The following is a 17,572-nucleotide window of genomic DNA, read 5'->3' as shown; positions in this document are numbered from 1 at the left end:
GTCGAGGCGCCTATGGTGAAGCGTCTCGTGGTCAATGATGGTGCGCACTGTACCCAAGATCGTCAGGAGAGCACACGGGATGTCGCTGTCAGAAAATTACAAGGATGCCGGGCAATTATGCACGTGACTACACACTTAAAGCAGCGCGACGGTGCTCTGGATCTGCTCAAGTGGCTGGCGCTTTTGAGCATGGTGCTCGATCACCTGCGATATGTCGGTTATTCCGTCGATCTGCTGTATGTGCCCGGGCGGTTGGCGTTTCCGTGGTTCTGTCTGGCAATGGCTGCCAATCTTGCGCGAAAGCCTGCTGTGGAGAGGGGTGGGCAATGGCGCTATCTGGGCTGGTTGTTGCTGTTTAGCGCCGTGAGCGAAATTCCCTACCGAATGTTCATTCCTGGGCACGACACGCTGAACGTAATGCCCACCCTGGTCCTTGGTCTGTTGGTGGCGCGTGGCTGGCAGCAGCCGACGCTGCAATCGCGGTTACTGGCAGCCGTCGCCTTGCTGTTGGCGGCGCTGTTCACGCAAAAAGTGATGTTCGGTTTCTTTGGAGTCCTGTTGCCATTGGCGCTGCTGCTGGTGATCGGTCGTCCCTGGTATTTCGCGCTGCTGCCGGGGCTGGTCTGTCTGGCGGCCAATCAATGGCAGGTGTTGTATTACGCCGCACGACTGGGCAACAGCGCGGCCATTCCCGCCATCGTCACTTGTCTGATTGCGCCATGGCTGGGACTGTTCCTGTTGCGACACTTCCATGACGTAAAAGCACCACCCATGCGCCGCTGGGCCTATGCGCTGTATCCGCTGCATTTCCTGCTGTTGCTCGCAGTCCGCCAAGTTTTCACATAACCCCTGTGGGAGCCAGCAGGCTGGCTCCCACAGGGGATTTGCGCAGATTAGGAGGGTGTGTCTGTCAGAGCATTTCCCGCCATGTCGTAAACGCACCTTTGCGTGGCGTCCGTAGGCATTTGACCTGTCTGCGCCGGTCATACCATCGGCATCAAAGGGCACTGCCGAAAAGCCAGTGCCTCACCGAGACGAATGGCGCACCGCCGCCGCTGGGAGAGACGCGATGTTCAGCAAGCAAGACCAGATCCAGGGTTACGACGATGCACTGCTGGCGGCGATGAATGCCGAGGAGCAACGTCAGGAAGATCACATCGAGCTGATCGCGTCAGAGAACTACACCAGCAAACGCGTCATGCAAGCGCAAGGCAGCGGCCTGACCAACAAGTACGCCGAAGGTTACCCGGGCAAGCGCTACTATGGTGGCTGCGAGCACGTGGACAAGGTTGAAGCCCTGGCCATCGAACGCGCCAAGCAGCTGTTCGGCGCCGACTACGCGAACGTGCAACCGCACTCCGGTTCCTCGGCCAACAGCGCCGTGTACCTGGCCCTGCTGCAAGCCGGCGACACCATCCTGGGCATGAGCCTGGCCCATGGCGGTCACCTGACCCACGGCGCCAAGGTGTCGTCCTCGGGCAAGCTGTACAACGCCGTGCAGTACGGCATCGACACCAAGACCGGCCTGATCGATTACGACGAAGTCGAGCGCCTGGCCGTCGAGTGCCAGCCGAAGATGATCGTTGCGGGTTTCTCGGCCTACTCCAAGACCCTCGACTTCCCGCGCTTCCGCCAGATCGCCGACAAGGTCGGTGCACTGCTGTTCGTCGACATGGCCCACGTAGCAGGTCTGGTCGCCGCCGGCCTGTACCCGAATCCGCTGCCGTACGCCGACGTGGTCACCACCACCACCCACAAGACCCTGCGCGGTCCACGTGGCGGCCTGATCCTGTGCAAGTCCAACGAAGAAATCGAGAAAAAGCTCAACGCTGCAGTGTTCCCCGGTGCCCAGGGCGGCCCGCTGATGCACGTGATCGCCGGTAAGGCGGTGTGCTTCAAGGAAGCGCTGGAGCCAGGCTTCAAGGCTTACCAGCAGCAAGTGATCGACAACGCCCAGGCCATGGCCGGCGTCTTTATCAAACGCGGCTACGATGTAGTGTCCGGCGGCACTGACAACCACCTGTTCCTGGTCAGCCTGATCCGTCAGGGCCTCACCGGCAAAGAGGCGGATGCAGCACTCGGTCGCGCCCACATCACCGTGAACAAGAACGCTGTCCCGAACGATCCACAGTCGCCGTTCGTGACCTCCGGCCTGCGCATCGGCACCCCGGCGGTGACCACTCGCGGCTTCAAGGTCAGCCAGTGCGTCGAACTGGCCGGCTGGATCTGCGACATCCTCGACAACCTCGGCGATGCCGATGTCGAGGCCAATGTCGCCCAGCAAGTATCGGCACTGTGCGCGGACTTCCCGGTTTATCGCTGAGCGCGGTTTTGGAGTAAATGACTATGCAACGCTACTCAGGCTTCGGCCTCTTCAAACACTCCCTCAGCCACCACGAAAACTGGCAGCGCATGTGGCGCACGCCGACCCCGAAAAAGGTCTACGACGTGGTCATCGTCGGCGGTGGCGGGCATGGCCTGGCGACCGCCTACTACCTGGCCAAGGAACACGGCATCACCAACGTGGCCGTGGTCGAGAAAGGCTGGCTGGGCGGCGGTAACACCGCGCGCAACACCACCATCGTGCGCTCCAACTACCTGTGGGACGAGTCGGCGCACCTGTACGAACACGCGATGAAGCTGTGGGAAGGCCTGTCCCAGGACCTGAACTACAACGTGATGTTCTCCCAGCGTGGCGTCTACAACCTGTGCCACACCCTGCAAGACATCCGTGATTCCGAGCGTCGGGTCAGCGCCAACCGCCTCAACGGCGTCGACGGCGAACTGCTCGATGCCAAGCAAGTGGCCGATGAGATCCCGTACCTCGACTGCTCGAAGAACACCCGTTACCCGGTGATGGGCGCCACCGTCCAGCGTCGCGGCGGCGTGGCCCGCCACGATGCCGTGGCCTGGGGCTTTGCTCGTGCCGCCGACGCCCTGGGCGTGGACCTGATCCAGCAGACCGAAGTGATCGGCTTCCGCAAGGAAAACGGCGTGTGCATCGGCGTGGAAACCAACAAGGGCTTCATCGGCGCCAAGCGCGTCGGTGTAGTGACTGCCGGTAACTCCGGACACATGGCCAAGCTCGCCGGTTTCCGCCTGCCGATCGAATCCCACCCGCTGCAAGCGCTGGTGTCCGAGCCGATCAAGCCGATCATCGACAGCGTGATCATGTCCAACGCCGTGCACGGTTACATCAGCCAGTCCGACAAGGGCGACCTGGTGATCGGCGCCGGTATCGACGGCTACAACGGCTACGGCCAGCGTGGTTCGTACCCGGTGATCGAGCACACCGTGCAGGCCATCGTCGAGATGTTCCCGGTGTTGTCCCGCGTGCGCATGAACCGTCAGTGGGGCGGCATCGTCGACACCACCCCGGATGCCTGCCCGATCATTTCGAAAACCCCGGTACCGAACATGTTCTTCAACTGCGGTTGGGGCACCGGCGGCTTCAAGGCGACACCTGGCTCGGGCAACGTATTTGCCGCCAGCCTGGCCAAGGGTGAAATGCACCCACTGGCCGCACCTTTCTCCATCGACCGTTTCCACAACGGTGCGTTGATCGACGAACACGGCGCTGCTGCGGTTGCCCACTAACAGGAGAAATCCCCATGTTGCATATCTTCTGTCCTCACTGCGGCGAGTTGCGCTCCGAAGAGGAATTCCACGCATCCGGCCAGGCGCACATCCCGCGCCCACTGGACCCGAACAGCTGCACCGACGAGGAGTGGGGCGACTACATGTTCTTCCGCGACAACCCTCGCGGCCTGCATCACGAACTGTGGGACCACGTCGCCGGTTGCCGTCAGTACTTCAACGCCACCCGTGACACCGTGACCTACGAGATTCTCGAAACCTACAAGATCGGCGCCAAGCCACAATTCACCGACAAGACCGATAGCCCGAAAGCGGCCACCACGGCTCTGGGAGAGAAGGTATGAGCCAGACCAATCGCCTGTCCAACGGCGGACGGATCGACCGCAACAAAGTCCTGACCTTCACCTTCAACGGCCAGAGCTACAAAGGCTTCGAGGGCGACTCGCTGGCCGCTGCATTGCTGGCCAACGGCGTCGACATCATCGGTCGCAGCTTCAAGTATTCCCGCCCGCGCGGCATCTATGCTGCCGGTGCCGAGGAGCCGAACGCGGTGCTGCAGATTGGCGCCACCGAAGCCACGCAAATCCCGAACGTACGCGCCACGCAACAAGCGCTGTACCAGGGCCTGGTCGCCACCAGCACCAACGGCTGGCCGAACGTCAACAACGACATGATGGGGATTCTCGGCAAGGTCGGCGGCAAGCTGATGCCACCGGGCTTCTACTACAAAACCTTCATGTACCCGCAATCGTTCTGGATGACCTACGAGAAGTACATTCGCAAGGCCGCCGGTCTTGGCCGCTCGCCGACCGAGAACGATCCGGACACCTACGACTACATGAACCAGCACTGCGACGTGCTGATCGTCGGCGCCGGCCCTGCAGGCCTGGCCGCTGCACTGGCGGCTGCACGCAGCGGTGCCCGTGTGATCCTGGCTGACGAGCAGGAAGAGTTCGGCGGCAGCCTGCTCGACTCCCGCGAAAGCCTCGACGGCAAGCCTGCGACCGAGTGGGTCGCCAGCGTCATCGCCGAATTGAAGGACACCCCGGACGTGCTGCTGTTGCCGCGCGCCACGGTCAACGGTTACCACGACCATAACTTCCTGACCATCCACGAGCGCCTCACCGACCACCTCGGCGACCGCGCACCGATTGGCCAGGTGCGTCAGCGCATCCACCGGGTTCGTGCCAAGCGTGTGGTGCTGGCGACCGGCACTCACGAGCGTCCACTGGTCTACGGCAACAACGACGTGCCGGGCAACATGCTCGCTGGCGCTGTCTCGACTTACGTTCGCCGCTACGGCGTGGCACCGGGCAAGAAGCTGGTGCTGTCGACCAACAACGATCATGCCTACCGCGTTGCGCTGGATTGGCTCGATGCCGGTCTGCAAGTGGTGGCCGTCGCCGACGCCCGCAGCAACCCGCGTGGTGCGCTGGTGGAAGAGGCGCGTGCCAAAGGCATCCGCATCCTCACCGGTAGCGCCGTGATCGAAGCCCGTGGCAGCAAGCGCGTGACCGCTGCGCGCGTGGCGGCGATCGATGTCAAAGGACACAAGGTCACCAGCCCGGGCGAATGGCTCGAATGCGACCTGGTCGCCAGTTCCGGCGGCTACAGCCCGGTGGTCCACCTGGCCTCGCACTTGGGTGGCAAGCCGATCTGGCGCGAAGACATCCTCGGTTTTGTACCGGGTGAGGCGCCGCAGAAACGCGTATGCGTCGGTGGCATCAACGGTGTCTATGGCCTCGGCGATTCCCTGGCCGACGGTTTTGAAGGGGGCGTTCGCGCGGCCAGCGAAGCCGGCTTCGGTCCGGTCGAAGCCAAGTTGCCAAAAGCCCTGGTCCGCCAGGAAGAACCGACGCTGGCATTGTTTCAAGTGCCTTACGAGAAAGTCACTGCGCGTGCGCCGAAGCAATTCGTCGATCTGCAAAACGACGTCACCGCGGCCGGTATCGAATTGGCGACTCGCGAAGGCTTTGAGTCGGTCGAGCACGTCAAGCGCTACACCGCGTTGGGCTTTGGCACCGACCAGGGCAAGCTCGGCAACGTCAACGGCCTAGCCATCGCCGCCCGTTCGCTGAACGTGACCATCCCGCAGATGGGCACCACCATGTTCCGTCCGAACTACACGCCGGTGACTTTCGGTGCCGTGGCCGGTCGTCACTGTGGGCACATTTTCGAGCCGGTGCGTTTCACCGCACTGCATCACTGGCACCTGAAAAACGGCGCCGAGTTCGAAGACGTCGGTCAGTGGAAACGTCCGTGGTACTTCCCGAAATCCGGTGAAGACATGCATGCTGCCGTGAAGCGCGAATGCAAAGCCGTGCGCGACAGCGTCGGCCTGCTGGACGCCTCGACCCTGGGCAAGATCGACATCCAGGGCCCGGATTCGCGTGAGTTCCTCAACCGCATCTACACCAACGCCTGGACCAAGCTAGACGTGGGCAAGGCGCGTTACGGCCTGATGTGCAAAGAAGACGGCATGGTCTTCGACGACGGCGTGACCGCGTGCCTGGCCGACAACCACTTCGTGATGACCACCACCACCGGCGGCGCTGCACGCGTGCTGCAATGGCTGGAAATCTACCACCAGACCGAATGGCCGGACCTGAAGGTGTACTTCACTTCCGTGACCGATCACTGGGCGACCATGACCCTGTCCGGGCCGAACAGCCGCAAGCTGCTCGCCGAAGTCACCGACATCGACCTGAGCAACGAAGCCTTCCCGTTCATGACCTGGAAAGAAGGCCTGGTGGGCGGTGTGCCGGCGCGGGTGTTCCGGATTTCGTTTACCGGCGAGCTGTCGTACGAAGTCAACGTGCAAGCCGACTACGCCATGGGCGTGCTGGAAAAAATCGTCGACGCCGGCAAGAAGTACAACCTGACGCCGTATGGCACCGAAACCATGCACGTACTGCGGGCCGAGAAGGGCTTCATCATCGTCGGCCAGGACACCGACGGCTCGATGACTCCGGACGACTTGAACATGGGCTGGTGTGTCGGTCGCACCAAACCGTTCTCGTGGATCGGCCAGCGTGGGATGAATCGCGAAGACTGCGTGCGTGACCAGCGCAAGCAACTGGTTGGCCTGAAGCCGATCGATCCGAACAAATGGCTGCCGGAAGGCGCGCAATTGGTGTTCAACACCAAGCAGGCGATCCCGATGACCATGGTCGGCCACGTGACCTCCAGCTACGCGCACAACTCCCTGGGCTATTCGTTTGCCATGGGCGTGGTCAAGGGCGGCCTGAACCGCATGGGTGAGCGTGTGTTCGCGCCACTGGCGGACGGCAGCGTGATCGAGGCGGAAATCGTTTCTTCGGTGTTCTTCGATCCTAAGGGCGAACGCCAGAACGTTTAACGACCTCGAGATCTGTGGGCGGGCTGCCAATCGCCAGCAGGGCTAGCTCCCACAGTTGAATGTGGGAGCTAGCCCTGCTGGCGATGACGGCAGTGCAGCCACCACAAGAACCAACAGAATTCAGGAAAGGTGCTTTATGACCGCAGCCAATGTTTACCAACAACGCCCAACCACCGGGGCCAAGGCCGAGTCGTCGCTGCATCACGCCGACCTGCCAAGCCTGGTGGGCAAGGGTCGCAAGAGCGCCGGCGTGACCGTGCGCGAGAAAAAACTCCTCGGCCACCTGACCATCCGTGGCGACGGCCACGATGCCGCGTTCGCCGCCGGTGTGCAGAAGGCGCTCGGGATCGAACTGCCAGGTGCGCTGACCGTCACCGTCAAAGGTGAAACCAGCCTGCAATGGATGGGGCCGGATGAATGGCTGCTGATCGTGCCGACCGGCGAAGAATTCGCCGCCGAGCAAAAGCTGCGTGAAGCGCTGGGCGACCTGCATATCCAGATCGTCAACGTCAGCGGTGGCCAGCAGATCCTCGAACTAAGCGGCCCGAACGTGCGCCAGGTGCTGATGAAGTCCACCAGTTACGACGTGCACCCCAACAACTTTCCGGTGGGCAAGGCGGTCGGCACGGTGTTCGCCAAGTCGCAACTGGTGATCCGTCACACCGCCGAAGACACCTGGGAACTGCTGATCCGCCGCAGCTTCTCGGATTACTGGTGGTTGTGGTTGCAGGATGCTTCTGCCGAATATGGCCTTAGCGTTCAGGCTTGACCATCGATCACCTGTAGGAGCGAGCTTGCTCGCGAAGGACCAGAGGGCGACGCATTGCATCAGGATGCACGCGTTATCGTTGACGTCCATCGCGAGCAAGCTCGCTCCTACAGGCAGGTTTACCGATTTCTCAGGAGTCACCGCACTATGAGCCGCGCCCCAGACACATGGATTCTGACCGCCGACTGCCCCAGCGTGCTCGGCACCGTGGACGCGGTGACGCGCTTTCTGTTCGAGCAGGGCTGCTACGTCACCGAGCACCATTCCTTCGACGACCGGCTCTCGGGCCGCTTCTTCATTCGCGTGGAATTCCGTCAACCCGATGGCTTCGACGAGCAGTCCTTCCGCGCAGGGCTGGCCGAACGTGGTGAATCCTTCGGCATGATCTTCGAACTGACCCCGCCGCATTACCGGCCGAAAGTGGTGATCATGGTCTCCAAGGCCGATCATTGTCTCAACGACTTGCTCTACCGCCAACGCATCGGCCAGCTGTCGATGGACGTGGCCGCCGTGGTCTCCAACCATCCCGATCTCAAGCCGCTGGCCGACTGGCACCAGATTCCGTACTACCATTTCCCCCTGGACCCGAACGACAAGCCGTCCCAGGAGCGTCAGGTGTTGCAGGTGATCGAAGAGTGCGGTGCCGAACTGGTGATCCTTGCCCGCTACATGCAGGTGTTGTCGCCGGAGCTGTGCCGCAAGCTCGATGGCAAGGCGATCAATATCCACCACTCCCTGCTGCCCGGGTTCAAGGGTGCCAAGCCCTATCACCAGGCCTACAACAAGGGCGTGAAACTGGTCGGCGCCACGGCGCATTACATCAACAACGACCTCGACGAAGGGCCGATCATTGCCCAAGGCGTGGAGGTGGTGGATCACAGCCATTACCCGGAAGACCTGATCGCCAAGGGGCGGGATATCGAAGGGCTGACCCTGGCCCGGGCCGTCGGGTATCACATTGAGAGAAGAGTGTTTTTGAACGCGAACAGAACAGTCGTTCTCTAGATCGCCTCCCCCTGTAGGAGCTGGCTTGCCAGCGAAGGGGCCGCAACAAACAACGCAAGACACACAGGCAATAACCCGAGCAATCAACGCGCCGCCGATCCCAGGCGACGCGACCGCTACATAAAAACAACAGCGAGGTGAAAGCATGTCTGGCAATCGTGGTGTGGTGTATCTCGGCGCTGGCAAGGTCGAAGTACAGAAAATCGACTATCCGAAAATGCAGGACCCGCGCGGCAGGAAGATCAACCACGCCGTCATCCTGCGTGTGGTTTCCACCAACATCTGTGGTTCCGACCAGCACATGGTGCGCGGCCGTACCACTGCACAAACCGGCCTGGTGCTGGGGCACGAGATCACCGGTGAAGTGATCGAGAAGGGCAGCGACGTCGAGAACCTGCAGATCGGCGACCTGGTGTCCGTACCGTTCAACGTGGCTTGCGGGCGCTGCCGTTCCTGCAAGGAAATGCACACCGGCGTGTGCCTGAGCGTCAACCCGGCCCGTCCGGGCGGTGCCTACGGTTACGTCGACATGGGCGACTGGACCGGTGGCCAGGCCGAATACGCCATGGTGCCGTATGCCGACTTCAACCTGCTGAAACTGCCGGATCGCGACCGGGCCATGGAGAAAATCCGTGACCTGACCTGCCTCTCCGACATCCTGCCGACCGGCTATCACGGTGCCGTGACCGCCGGCGTTGGCCCAGGCAGCACCGTCTACATCGCCGGTGCCGGCCCAGTGGGTCTAGCCGCCGCCGCTTCCGCTCGCCTGCTGGGCGCGGCGGTGGTCATCGTCGGTGACGTCAATACCATCCGCCTGGCCCACGCCAAGGCCCAGGGTTTCGAAATCGCCGACCTGTCTTCCGACACCCCGCTGCACGAACAGATCGCTGCGCTGCTGGGCGAACCGGAAGTGGACTGCGCCATCGACGCCGTAGGCTTCGAAGCCCGCGGTCACGGCCATGACGGCGTCAAACACGAAGCCCCGGCCACCGTGCTCAACTCGTTGATGGGTGTGGTGCGCGTGGCCGGTAAGATCGGCATCCCTGGCCTCTACGTCACCGAAGATCCAGGTGCTGTGGATACCGCCGCGAAAATGGGCAGCCTGAGCATCCGCTTCGGCCTCGGCTGGGCCAAGTCCCACAGCTTCCACACCGGCCAGACCCCGGTCATGAAGTACAACCGCCAGCTGATGCAGGCAATCATGTGGGACCGCATCAACATCGCTGAAGTGGTCGGCGTGCAGGTCATCAGCCTGGATCAGGCGCCGGAAGGTTACGGCGAGTTCGATGCGGGCGTGCCGAAGAAGTTTGTGATTGATCCGCATAAGTTGTTTAGTGCGGCGTAAAGGGGGCGTGGATGAGAGGGCGACGTACAGTCGCCCTCTTTCACGAAAGGGAAATACTTTATGGGTTGTATCGAATAGCCTTTCCCATTTTTTCAAGGTCGCTTGCGATTTTTTGTCCCTTGAACTTAACGTCAAGAGCACCCTCTGCTGTATTTGTTAGCGTGCGTAACTCTAATTCTTTAAGTGGGCTTCTTGATCTAGAGATAGCTACCGATCCCAAGTAACCGTCTACTGGTTTTTTGGAGATTTTTGCTAAGCGTCCTGCAAACGAAGATCCACCATCGTTTCCACCGTAGCAAGCAATAAGGTGGATATTGTCGTAAGTGCGCAAGTCGACTTTTTTCTGTAAGAGTTTTGAGTGAATTTGCTTTGGGGTCAGATGTTTTTCGTTACTAATGAGCGCTGATTTTCTGAATAATGATGGCTTGCTTCCATGCGCTTCGATGTTTAATTGTCTTCTGCCTTCAAAAACACTGTCAAAGTAAACTATCCTATCTGACAAAATACCAACGCTGTCTATCCGGCCATTTTGAATCGTTGACTCCGCAACTCGACTTGATTTTCTGAGTCCAGCCGTTCTGAGAAGGGATTTGAGCCCGCCCAATATCGACCAGTGTCCATCCAATTCCACTCGATTCACCGGATCTCCCAAACAATACGCATACGCATTCAATCCGCCTTCTCCAAACGGACTCCAGCTGTCTGGACTGTTAAAGCGCATTAACACTGGGTTAAACGCCCGATAACCGTTCCCAAGCAAATAGTATCCGGTCACCTGATCCGGTCGCTCGCCTTTGAAGCCAGGGAAGTTGAGCATGCCGTTTTCCGGTGAACGAAAACCGTATGGTGTGTATGCGAACGGATGAAGTAGACCCGCATCGAGCGAGTTCGACACCGTGCGTTTCTGGTCTGTTGCGAACAGATGGATTCGCAGGGTGTTGTTTTGGCGTTGCTGGTGCGCCAGCAAATGATCCTCATGCTGCAGGATCGAACGGTGTGCCGTGCCTTGAATCTCGGTAGCGAGGCGATCTTTCAGGTAGAAGCGCTGGGTCTTCACTGACACAGAAGGAGTACAGTCGATCAGTCGATCCATTGCGTCGTATCGGTATTGGCAGAGCAGCATTTCCTGGTTGGACCGCATGGCCAAAGCTCCCTGGAGAAGTGGTCAATTTAAAGTTTCACTTTGGCGCACTCGACCGAGGCTGTGTACTAGCAGATCTGATAGGTGGGCTGCCTTCTGGCGGAAGTTGCGACGAGCGGCTTGAAAAGGACACAGGTCTGAGGAACATGCCTGTAGATACCCGGTCAAATCGGGAGTTTTTCCGTCCATACACCGGGCGGTTTCATGGCACAAGAGGATGTCTGGATGAAGATTTCACGCGGTTTGGTACTGGCTTCCCTGATGACCTTCGTGGCCAGCCCGGTCTTCGCACAGTTCAGCATGGGCGATGCGGTCAATGCCATTGCGGGGATGAAGGGCGGCAACGCGGCCACGGATGCTGCGCCGACTTCGGAGACTGCGGACCTGCTGGGTGCGCTCAGCCAACTGAATGTGACGCCACAACAAGCCGTCGGCGGTGCCGGGGCGATGCTCGGGCTGGCGAAGAATCAATTGAGTTCGACCGACTATTCGGAGCTGGCCAAAAGCGTACCTGGAATCGACACACTGTCGGGCGGCGGCGAACTGGGCGCGCTCGCCGGCTTGTTGGGGGCGACCGGTAAATCCGCAGGACTGGATAACGCCCTGGGCAACGTCAAGGACACCAACGACCTGAACAACGCCTTCAGCGCCCTGGGCATGGACACTGGCATGATCGGCGTGTTTGCGCCGGTGATCCTGCAATACTTCGGTCAGCAGGGTGTCGGCGGTTCGCTGCTGCAAAGCCTGGGTGGCATTTGGGGTGCCGGCACCGGCACCGGAATCGGCAGCTGATTCAGCGGCTTTCGGCGCGCAACTCGTCGATACGCCGGTCCTTCTCGATCCAGAGCTGGTTGACCCAGTTCTGGACCTTCTCACGAAACAGCGGATCGTTTTCGTAATCGCCCTGCCACAGCGCCGGGTCGAGCTCGCGGGTCTTGATGTCGATGATCACCCGCGGCACGTTGCCGCTGATCAAGTCCCAGAACCCCGGAATCGCCGGCTGCGGATACACCACGGTCACGTCGAGAATCGCATCCAGCTGTTCGCCCATCGCCGCCAGTACAAACGCCACGCCACCGGCCTTGGGCTTGAGCAGGTGGGTGAAGGGCGACTGCTGATGGGCGCTTTTGGCGGCGGTAAAACGGGTGCCTTCCAGATAATTGACCACGGTCACTGGCTGGCGCTTGAACAGCTCGCAGGCTTGTCGGGTGATCTCCAGATCCTTGCCGGCCAACTCCGGGTTCTTCGCCAGGAACGCCTTGCTGTAGCGCTTCATGAACGGGTAATCCAGCGCCCACCAGGCCAGGCCCAGGAACGGCACCCAGATCAGTTCTTTCTTGAGGAAAAACTTGAAGAACGGCGTGCGTCGATTCAGCGTCTGGATCAGCGCCGGGATATCGACCCAGGATTGGTGATTGCTGATCACCAGATAGGAAGTGTCGCGACGCAGATCGTCACCGCCGCGAATATCCCATTGAGTGGGGATGCACAGGCGAAAGATCAGCTTGTCGATTTCCGACCAGGTCTCGGCAATCCACATCACCACCGAGGACGCGTAATCGCGAAAACGCCCGGGCAGGACCAGTTTGAGCAAGGCGAACACCATCAAAGGTCCGATCAGGACCAGCGTGTTGAGCAACAGCAGCAATGTGACGAAACAGCCGGTGAGCAGGCGGCGCATAAATGACTCTTGGAAGCGTTAGGGCGCGCCATGATAAGCAGCTTCGGACGACAGGCCAAATCGGCGCTGACGAATGTTTCACCTCCGGACCGTTACCCTTGTGGGAACGATCAGCTCAACAACGGTCTAAAATTGCGCTGCCAACTCCTCAAGGACTCCCAGTACGTGAAATCCCTTCTTGCATTGCTTTCACTCCTCGCACTGCCGGTCATGGCCGCCGAGCCGACTCTGTACGGGCGCTACGAATACATCTCGCTGCCGGAAATCGGTGGTGAAGTGCTCAAGGCTAAAATGGACACCGGCGCACTGACCGCATCGCTTTCGGCCAAGGACATCGAGACCTTCACTCGTGATGGTGAAGACTGGGTGCGATTCCGCCTGGCGACCAAGGGTGCGAGCAACAAGGTCTATGAACATAAGGTCGCGCGCATCAGCAAGATCAAGACCCGTTCAGAAGAGGACGAGGATGAAGATGTGGCCGCGCCGACCAAGCGTCCGGTGGTGGATTTGGAGTTGTGCCTGGGCAACGTCAAGCGAACGGTCGAGGTTAACCTCACCGACCGTAGCAGTTTCAATTACCCGCTGTTGATTGGTGCCAAGGCCTTGCGAGAGTTTGGTGCGGCCGTGAATCCGGCGCGACGGTTTACGGCGGACAAGCCGGATTGTTAATAGTTAACTCAGGGTTGCCTGGCCTCATCGTGAGTCTCTGATTTTGTTCGCGGTCTCAACAAAATCATTTGCGTTGAAGTCTCCGGCGACACGACTGGTGCCATCAATGCGCAGGGATGAGACATGGGAAATGACACTTGCCAGTTCATTTTTTTGAGTAAGTAGGTCGGTCCTCAGATTTATTATTTCTACTTTATTCAGATGTTTAAAAAAGGGTTTCTTGGATTGAGCAGGCCGGTATTTGTAATGACTGCATCCAAGGTGTTGCGAATGTGTTCATCGGCGGTATGGAGATACTTGATACCGGTTACTGCATCTGAAGGCGTTATTTTATTGAAGTGAGAAAGTTTTTTTGGGGTGAGTAGTTCGCGTGCAATTAATGCTTCTGGGTGGGTGCTCTTACTGTTTGCGAGAAATTTTATTTTCTCTATCCCGCCAAATAGTTGTTCTGTAGATTCTACGATGTTCGTGAAGTGCTCACTCTGCGAGCCTTTCATCAACTTATAGATGTTCATGAATATTTCATCGAAAAACCTGGCGGGTACTAGAGAATGACCCGTTGGATCTTTCCGATTTATAGGATTTCCCACGCAATACGCATATGCATTCAATCCACCGCTCCCAAAGGGGCTCCATCTATCAGGGCTATTAAAACGCATCAATACCGGGTTGAACTGCCGATACCCTTTGCCTAAATGATAATGCCCAGTTAGCGCTGTTGATCAGTAGCCAGCAGGATTGTTTTACGTGAAGACGTAGGCATGGGTTGAGCTCCAGTGCTGAAGGTCCATGAATGCGGACCTTCAGCATCGGCGTTTTCTCAAGCGTTGCCTACTATCAGAACTGCTAGGGTGAAGCCGCCTACCGTGTCAACCTTCGGCATAGTCGCCAGACTTTTAATAAATCCGTCCCCTTATTTCTTTTAGATCTGCTTAGGTTGTGCGGCGGATAATTTCATTTTGGATGGTTGACAACTTTTGTATGTTGCTTGAAGGTCCAGGCTGTTCCATAATCTTCAATAGTCCGTCATTATCCGCAATTAAATTATTAAGGGGTGCAGATTTAATATACTTCTTACGAGCGGTCGTTAGTAGGTTTTCCTGTTGTGTGTGACTAGGGGAATCTGAATTATTAAACTCTACTTTTGTGGGTTTCTTGTTGACTGCAGTTGCTGTTCTTTTTTTACTTGCTTTAGGCTGCGGCGGGAAGTTTTTTCTAGGTTTTATTCCGTAGTTTAGGTTTCTTTCTGCTTCGGATAAATTGTCGAGATCGAACGTCGGTGCGTTACTGAGATGGCTTTGGTTAATAGAGGTTTCTGATATCGCGGCGGTTGGTGTAGCAACGGGAGTCGGCGTTCTTAGCTTTTTTGGGATTCTTCCCAAAAAGGTATTTTTAAAGCCTTTCCAGGCACTCATGAATATATTGGAGTGCCCTGTGGGGTCTGCCCCAAGTACTGGCTCTCCATTGCAATATGCATATGCATTGATTCCTCCACTCCCAAACGGACTCCAACTATCCGGACAGTTAAACCGCATCAACACCGGATTGAACTGCCGATACCCTTTGCCCAAATGATATTGCCCGGTGACCGGATCCGGCAGTTCGCCGTTAAAACCGAGCAAGCTGAGCAAGCCGTTTCCACGAGGACGGTGGCCGTAGGGGCTATAGGCGAGGGGATGGTTTTGCGTCGCGTCGAGTGCATTCAACACCGAGCGCTGTTGATCAGTAGCCAGTAGGATTGTTTTGCGTGAAGACGTAGGCATGGGTGGAGCTCCGATGCTGAAAGTCATGAATGCGGACCTTCAGCATCGTAGTTTTCTCAGGCGTTGCCTACTATCAGAACTGCTAGGGTGAAGGCGCCTACCGTGTCAAACCTTCGGCATCGTCGCCAGCATCGAAGGCCGTTCTTTAAATAAATCCGTCCCCTTTTCCCTCTCTTTTCCCTCCTTTTCCCTTTTTCGGTGGGGCTGGCGGCTTTGTACGGCCTGCTTTATGGCTTGTTGAGTGCCGAGGATTACGCGCTGTTGATGGGGTCGTTGTTGCTGTTCGGCTTGCTCGGGGTGTTCATGGTGCTGACCCGCAAACTGGGTTGGTATGGGGTCGGACAGAAAGCGGCCAAGCCGTTGGCGTTCGATATTGGAGCGATGGAATGAGTCGGTCGCTGGGGTTGCGGGAAGATCAGCGGGAAGGGGAGGTGCTGGCGACGCTGGTTTTCGGGTTGTTTCCGGTTGATCCGGTGTGGTGCGTTCGACTTGCTCGTGAAAAGCCCGGTCCAGTCGGCGAAAAACCAGACCTTGTAACGGATCAACGCCGCTGCGTCCATGATCCCGTCGGACAGGGCGACGTCTCCGGTCGGAGGGCACACTCCTTTTTAAATATATCTGTGCCCTTTTTTCCCTTTTTACTTGTTCAGGTGGTTCTTATATGTAGGTTGGCGGCGTTGGAGGGGCTGCCAACTCCAGGGATTCTAGCGCGAGGAATGAACTGCTGGATCGTGGGGGGATCGGCAGGAGAGCTTCTCAGAGGACCCATTTCAAAATCTCCCCTGGTAACGGTATTAGGTGTCGATGCCAGTCGAGGAGTCCTGGAGGGACGGAATCGGTACATCCCTCCTAATCCAGCGCCTAAAAGAAGACCTGACCCAATTAGAAGTGCGGTGTTTGCCGTTTCATCGTCAGCCTCTACCATAAACCCGGCGGCGCCTACTACCGCCGCAGCGGTTGATGCCGTGAGCTTGAGCGTTGCAGCCGGATGGGCAGGTGTCACAAACGTGACCATTTTCCTGATCATCGACAAAAATGAATGTCCAGTCGGGTCGCACCGGCCTATCGGGTTACCCTCGCAATACGAGTAGGCATTCACTCCTCCTTCTTCAAATGGACTCGAACTGTCCGGTTTGTTAAACCGCATCAACACCGTATTGAACAGCCGATACCCATTGCCCAAATGATAGTGCCCGGTCAGCGGGTCAGGACGTTCGCCGTTGAACCCGAGCAAACTGAGCAAGCCGTTTTTTGCCGGCCGATGGCCGTAGGGTGAGTAGGCGATGGGGTGAGGCCTATTCGCGTCGAGGGCATTTAGGACCGAGCGCTGTTGATCGGTCGCGAGCAGGACTGTTTTACTGGAATGTATAGGCATTGACCGAGCTCCAGGTACGGTTCATAAAGTCGGACCTTCAGCATCGGATTTTTTTCATTTTTTGCCTACTAGCAGAACTGATAGGGTCGTTGCGCAGCATCAAACGTCACTTCAACCAGCGAAGTGCTAAACCTTGGGCATCGTCGCCAGCATCGAAGGCCGCTGACTCACCTCGAAATACCACGCCGCCAACTGCGGATTCGCTTTCCGCCAATCCAGATCCGGGTGGCGCAGATCCAGATAACCCAATGCACAGGCGGCGCTGATCGCCGCCACGTCGAAGTGACTGGTCAGCTCGGCAATCGCGTCTTTCTCCAGCAATGCCAGTGCACGGCGAATTTTATCGCGCTGGCCGTCGAGCCATTGGTCCCAGTGTTTTTCCGGGGCGCGCAGGGCGACTTCGTAGCGTACGAGTACCGCGGCGTCCATGATCCCGTCGGCCATGGAGGCGAGGGTCAGGCGCCGCCAGCGGGCCGAGCCTTCGCGGGGGATCAGCGGGTTGCCGACGTGCTGGTGGTCCAGGTAATCGAGGATCACCCGGCTGTCGTGGATGACGCTGCCGTCGGCCAGGCGCAGGGCGGGGATCTTGCTCAGGGGGTTGTCGTCGATCAGGGTCTGGTCCGGGTCGACCGGCGTGAGTACGCAGTTCTGCAGGGCGACGCGGTCCTGTTGACCGGTTTCGTGCAGGAGCACCATGACTTTGCGCACGAAGGGGGAGAGGGGGTTGTAGTAGAGGGTCATGCTCGGGGTGGACATGGCGACGTCTCGGTCAGAGGAGGTGTCGGGCAGCATAGCGCGTTGATGCGTGGGTTCAAGATGAGCCATGTGGGAGCGGGCTTGCTCGCGAAGGCGTCGTGTCAGTCAACAAT

At 58.5% G+C, this 17,572-nt stretch carries 15 protein-coding genes and 3 pseudogenes; 11 read left to right on the top strand and 7 right to left on the bottom strand.

The features are described 5' to 3' along the window. The first annotated feature begins 117 nt into the window (after positions 1-117). The 8 genes from SOP95_RS06360 to fdhA all read left to right on the top strand — a co-directional run bounded on the left by SOP95_RS06360 (position 118) and on the right by fdhA (position 10,074). Positions 118-846, top strand: coding sequence for a TraX family protein (locus SOP95_RS06360; RefSeq protein WP_274075694.1), 729 nt, complete (start codon positions 118-120; stop codon positions 844-846). 223 nt (positions 847-1,069) lie between these two features. Next, on the top strand, positions 1,070-2,323 hold the full coding sequence (gene glyA, locus SOP95_RS06355; RefSeq protein ID WP_274075563.1) for a serine hydroxymethyltransferase: 1,254 nt from the start codon (positions 1,070-1,072) through the stop codon (positions 2,321-2,323). Positions 2,324-2,346: 23 nt separating this feature from the next. Next, positions 2,347-3,597 (top strand): sarcosine oxidase subunit beta, encoded by a 1,251-nt coding sequence (locus tag SOP95_RS06350; protein ID WP_008057117.1) that lies wholly within the window; start codon positions 2,347-2,349, stop codon positions 3,595-3,597. Between the two features lie 14 nt (positions 3,598-3,611). Continuing rightward, entirely contained in the window at positions 3,612-3,941 is a 330-nt protein-coding gene (locus SOP95_RS06345) for a sarcosine oxidase subunit delta (RefSeq protein ID WP_274075562.1), read from the top strand. Further along, positions 3,938-6,955 carry a sarcosine oxidase subunit alpha gene (locus SOP95_RS06340; RefSeq protein ID WP_274075561.1) on the top strand — a complete coding sequence of 1,006 codons (3,018 nt, stop codon included), beginning with the start codon at positions 3,938-3,940 and terminating at the stop codon, positions 6,953-6,955. The genes SOP95_RS06345 and SOP95_RS06340 overlap by 4 nt, the downstream gene beginning before the upstream one ends. 136 nt (positions 6,956-7,091) lie before the next feature. Next, entirely contained in the window at positions 7,092-7,724 is a 633-nt protein-coding gene (locus tag SOP95_RS06335; protein ID WP_323606583.1) for a sarcosine oxidase subunit gamma, read from the top strand. Positions 7,725-7,871: 147 nt separating this feature from the next. Continuing rightward, entirely contained in the window at positions 7,872-8,729 is an 858-nt protein-coding gene (gene purU, locus SOP95_RS06330; protein ID WP_046818241.1) for a formyltetrahydrofolate deformylase, read from the top strand. 145 nt (positions 8,730-8,874) lie between these two features. Continuing rightward, positions 8,875-10,074 carry a formaldehyde dehydrogenase, glutathione-independent gene (gene fdhA, locus SOP95_RS06325; protein ID WP_323606582.1) on the top strand — a complete coding sequence of 400 codons (1,200 nt, stop codon included), beginning with the start codon at positions 8,875-8,877 and terminating at the stop codon, positions 10,072-10,074. A 58-nt stretch (positions 10,075-10,132) separates the two neighbouring features. Here the strand turns inward: fdhA and SOP95_RS06320 are convergent, their stop codons facing one another. Beyond that, positions 10,133-11,215 carry an RHS repeat-associated core domain-containing protein gene (locus tag SOP95_RS06320; protein WP_323606581.1) on the bottom strand — a complete coding sequence of 361 codons (1,083 nt, stop codon included), beginning with the start codon at positions 11,213-11,215 and terminating at the stop codon, positions 10,133-10,135. Positions 11,216-11,440: 225 nt separating this feature from the next. Between SOP95_RS06320 and SOP95_RS06315 the strand changes: the two genes are divergently transcribed. Then, positions 11,441-12,007, top strand: coding sequence for a DUF2780 domain-containing protein (locus SOP95_RS06315; protein ID WP_323606580.1), 567 nt, complete (start codon positions 11,441-11,443; stop codon positions 12,005-12,007). Between the two features lies 1 nt (position 12,008). Here the strand turns inward: SOP95_RS06315 and SOP95_RS06310 are convergent, their stop codons facing one another. Then, positions 12,009-12,896, bottom strand: coding sequence for an acyltransferase (locus SOP95_RS06310; RefSeq protein ID WP_274075558.1), 888 nt, complete (start codon positions 12,894-12,896; stop codon positions 12,009-12,011). A 165-nt stretch (positions 12,897-13,061) separates the two neighbouring features. On the opposite strand from SOP95_RS06310, the gene rloA2 reads away from it, so the two are divergent. Next, positions 13,062-13,565, top strand: coding sequence for a retropepsin-like aspartic peptidase RloA2 (gene rloA2 / locus SOP95_RS06305; RefSeq protein ID WP_274075557.1), 504 nt, complete (start codon positions 13,062-13,064; stop codon positions 13,563-13,565). A 197-nt stretch (positions 13,566-13,762) separates the two neighbouring features. Here the strand turns inward: rloA2 and SOP95_RS06300 are convergent, their stop codons facing one another. The 3 genes and pseudogenes from SOP95_RS06300 to SOP95_RS06290 all read right to left on the bottom strand — a co-directional run bounded on the left by SOP95_RS06300 (position 13,763) and on the right by SOP95_RS06290 (position 15,355). After that, on the bottom strand, positions 13,763-14,080 hold the full coding sequence (locus SOP95_RS06300) for a hypothetical protein (RefSeq protein WP_323606579.1): 318 nt from the start codon (positions 14,078-14,080) through the stop codon (positions 13,763-13,765). Positions 14,081-14,115: 35 nt separating this feature from the next. Then, positions 14,116-14,278 (bottom strand): annotated as a pseudogene (locus tag SOP95_RS06295) (RHS repeat-associated core domain-containing protein); the annotation flags it as partial. A 219-nt stretch (positions 14,279-14,497) separates the two neighbouring features. Further along, positions 14,498-15,355: an RHS repeat-associated core domain-containing protein gene (locus tag SOP95_RS06290; RefSeq protein WP_323606578.1), complete on the bottom strand. Its 858-nt coding sequence runs from the start codon at positions 15,353-15,355 to the stop codon at positions 14,498-14,500. A 165-nt stretch (positions 15,356-15,520) separates the two neighbouring features. Here SOP95_RS06290 and SOP95_RS06285 point away from each other — a divergent pair. Then, positions 15,521-15,718 (top strand): annotated as a pseudogene (locus tag SOP95_RS06285) (inner membrane CreD family protein); the annotation flags it as partial. Between the two features lie 639 nt (positions 15,719-16,357). On the opposite strand, the pseudogene SOP95_RS06280 reads toward SOP95_RS06285, so the two are convergent. Beyond that, positions 16,358-16,682 (bottom strand): annotated as a pseudogene (locus SOP95_RS06280) (RHS repeat-associated core domain-containing protein); the annotation flags it as partial. 147 nt (positions 16,683-16,829) lie between these two features. Beyond that, positions 16,830-17,459: a glutathione S-transferase gene (locus SOP95_RS06275; protein ID WP_323606577.1), complete on the bottom strand. Its 630-nt coding sequence runs from the start codon at positions 17,457-17,459 to the stop codon at positions 16,830-16,832. Positions 17,460-17,572 lie beyond the last annotated feature (113 nt).

Origin of the sequence: Pseudomonas sp. YuFO8 (assembly GCF_035065025.1) — a bacterium.
Classification (GTDB): domain Bacteria; phylum Pseudomonadota; class Gammaproteobacteria; order Pseudomonadales; family Pseudomonadaceae; genus Aquipseudomonas; species Aquipseudomonas putida_AE.
Note: the sequence above shows the minus strand (reverse complement) of the source record. Positions and strands in the feature narration are given on the sequence as shown.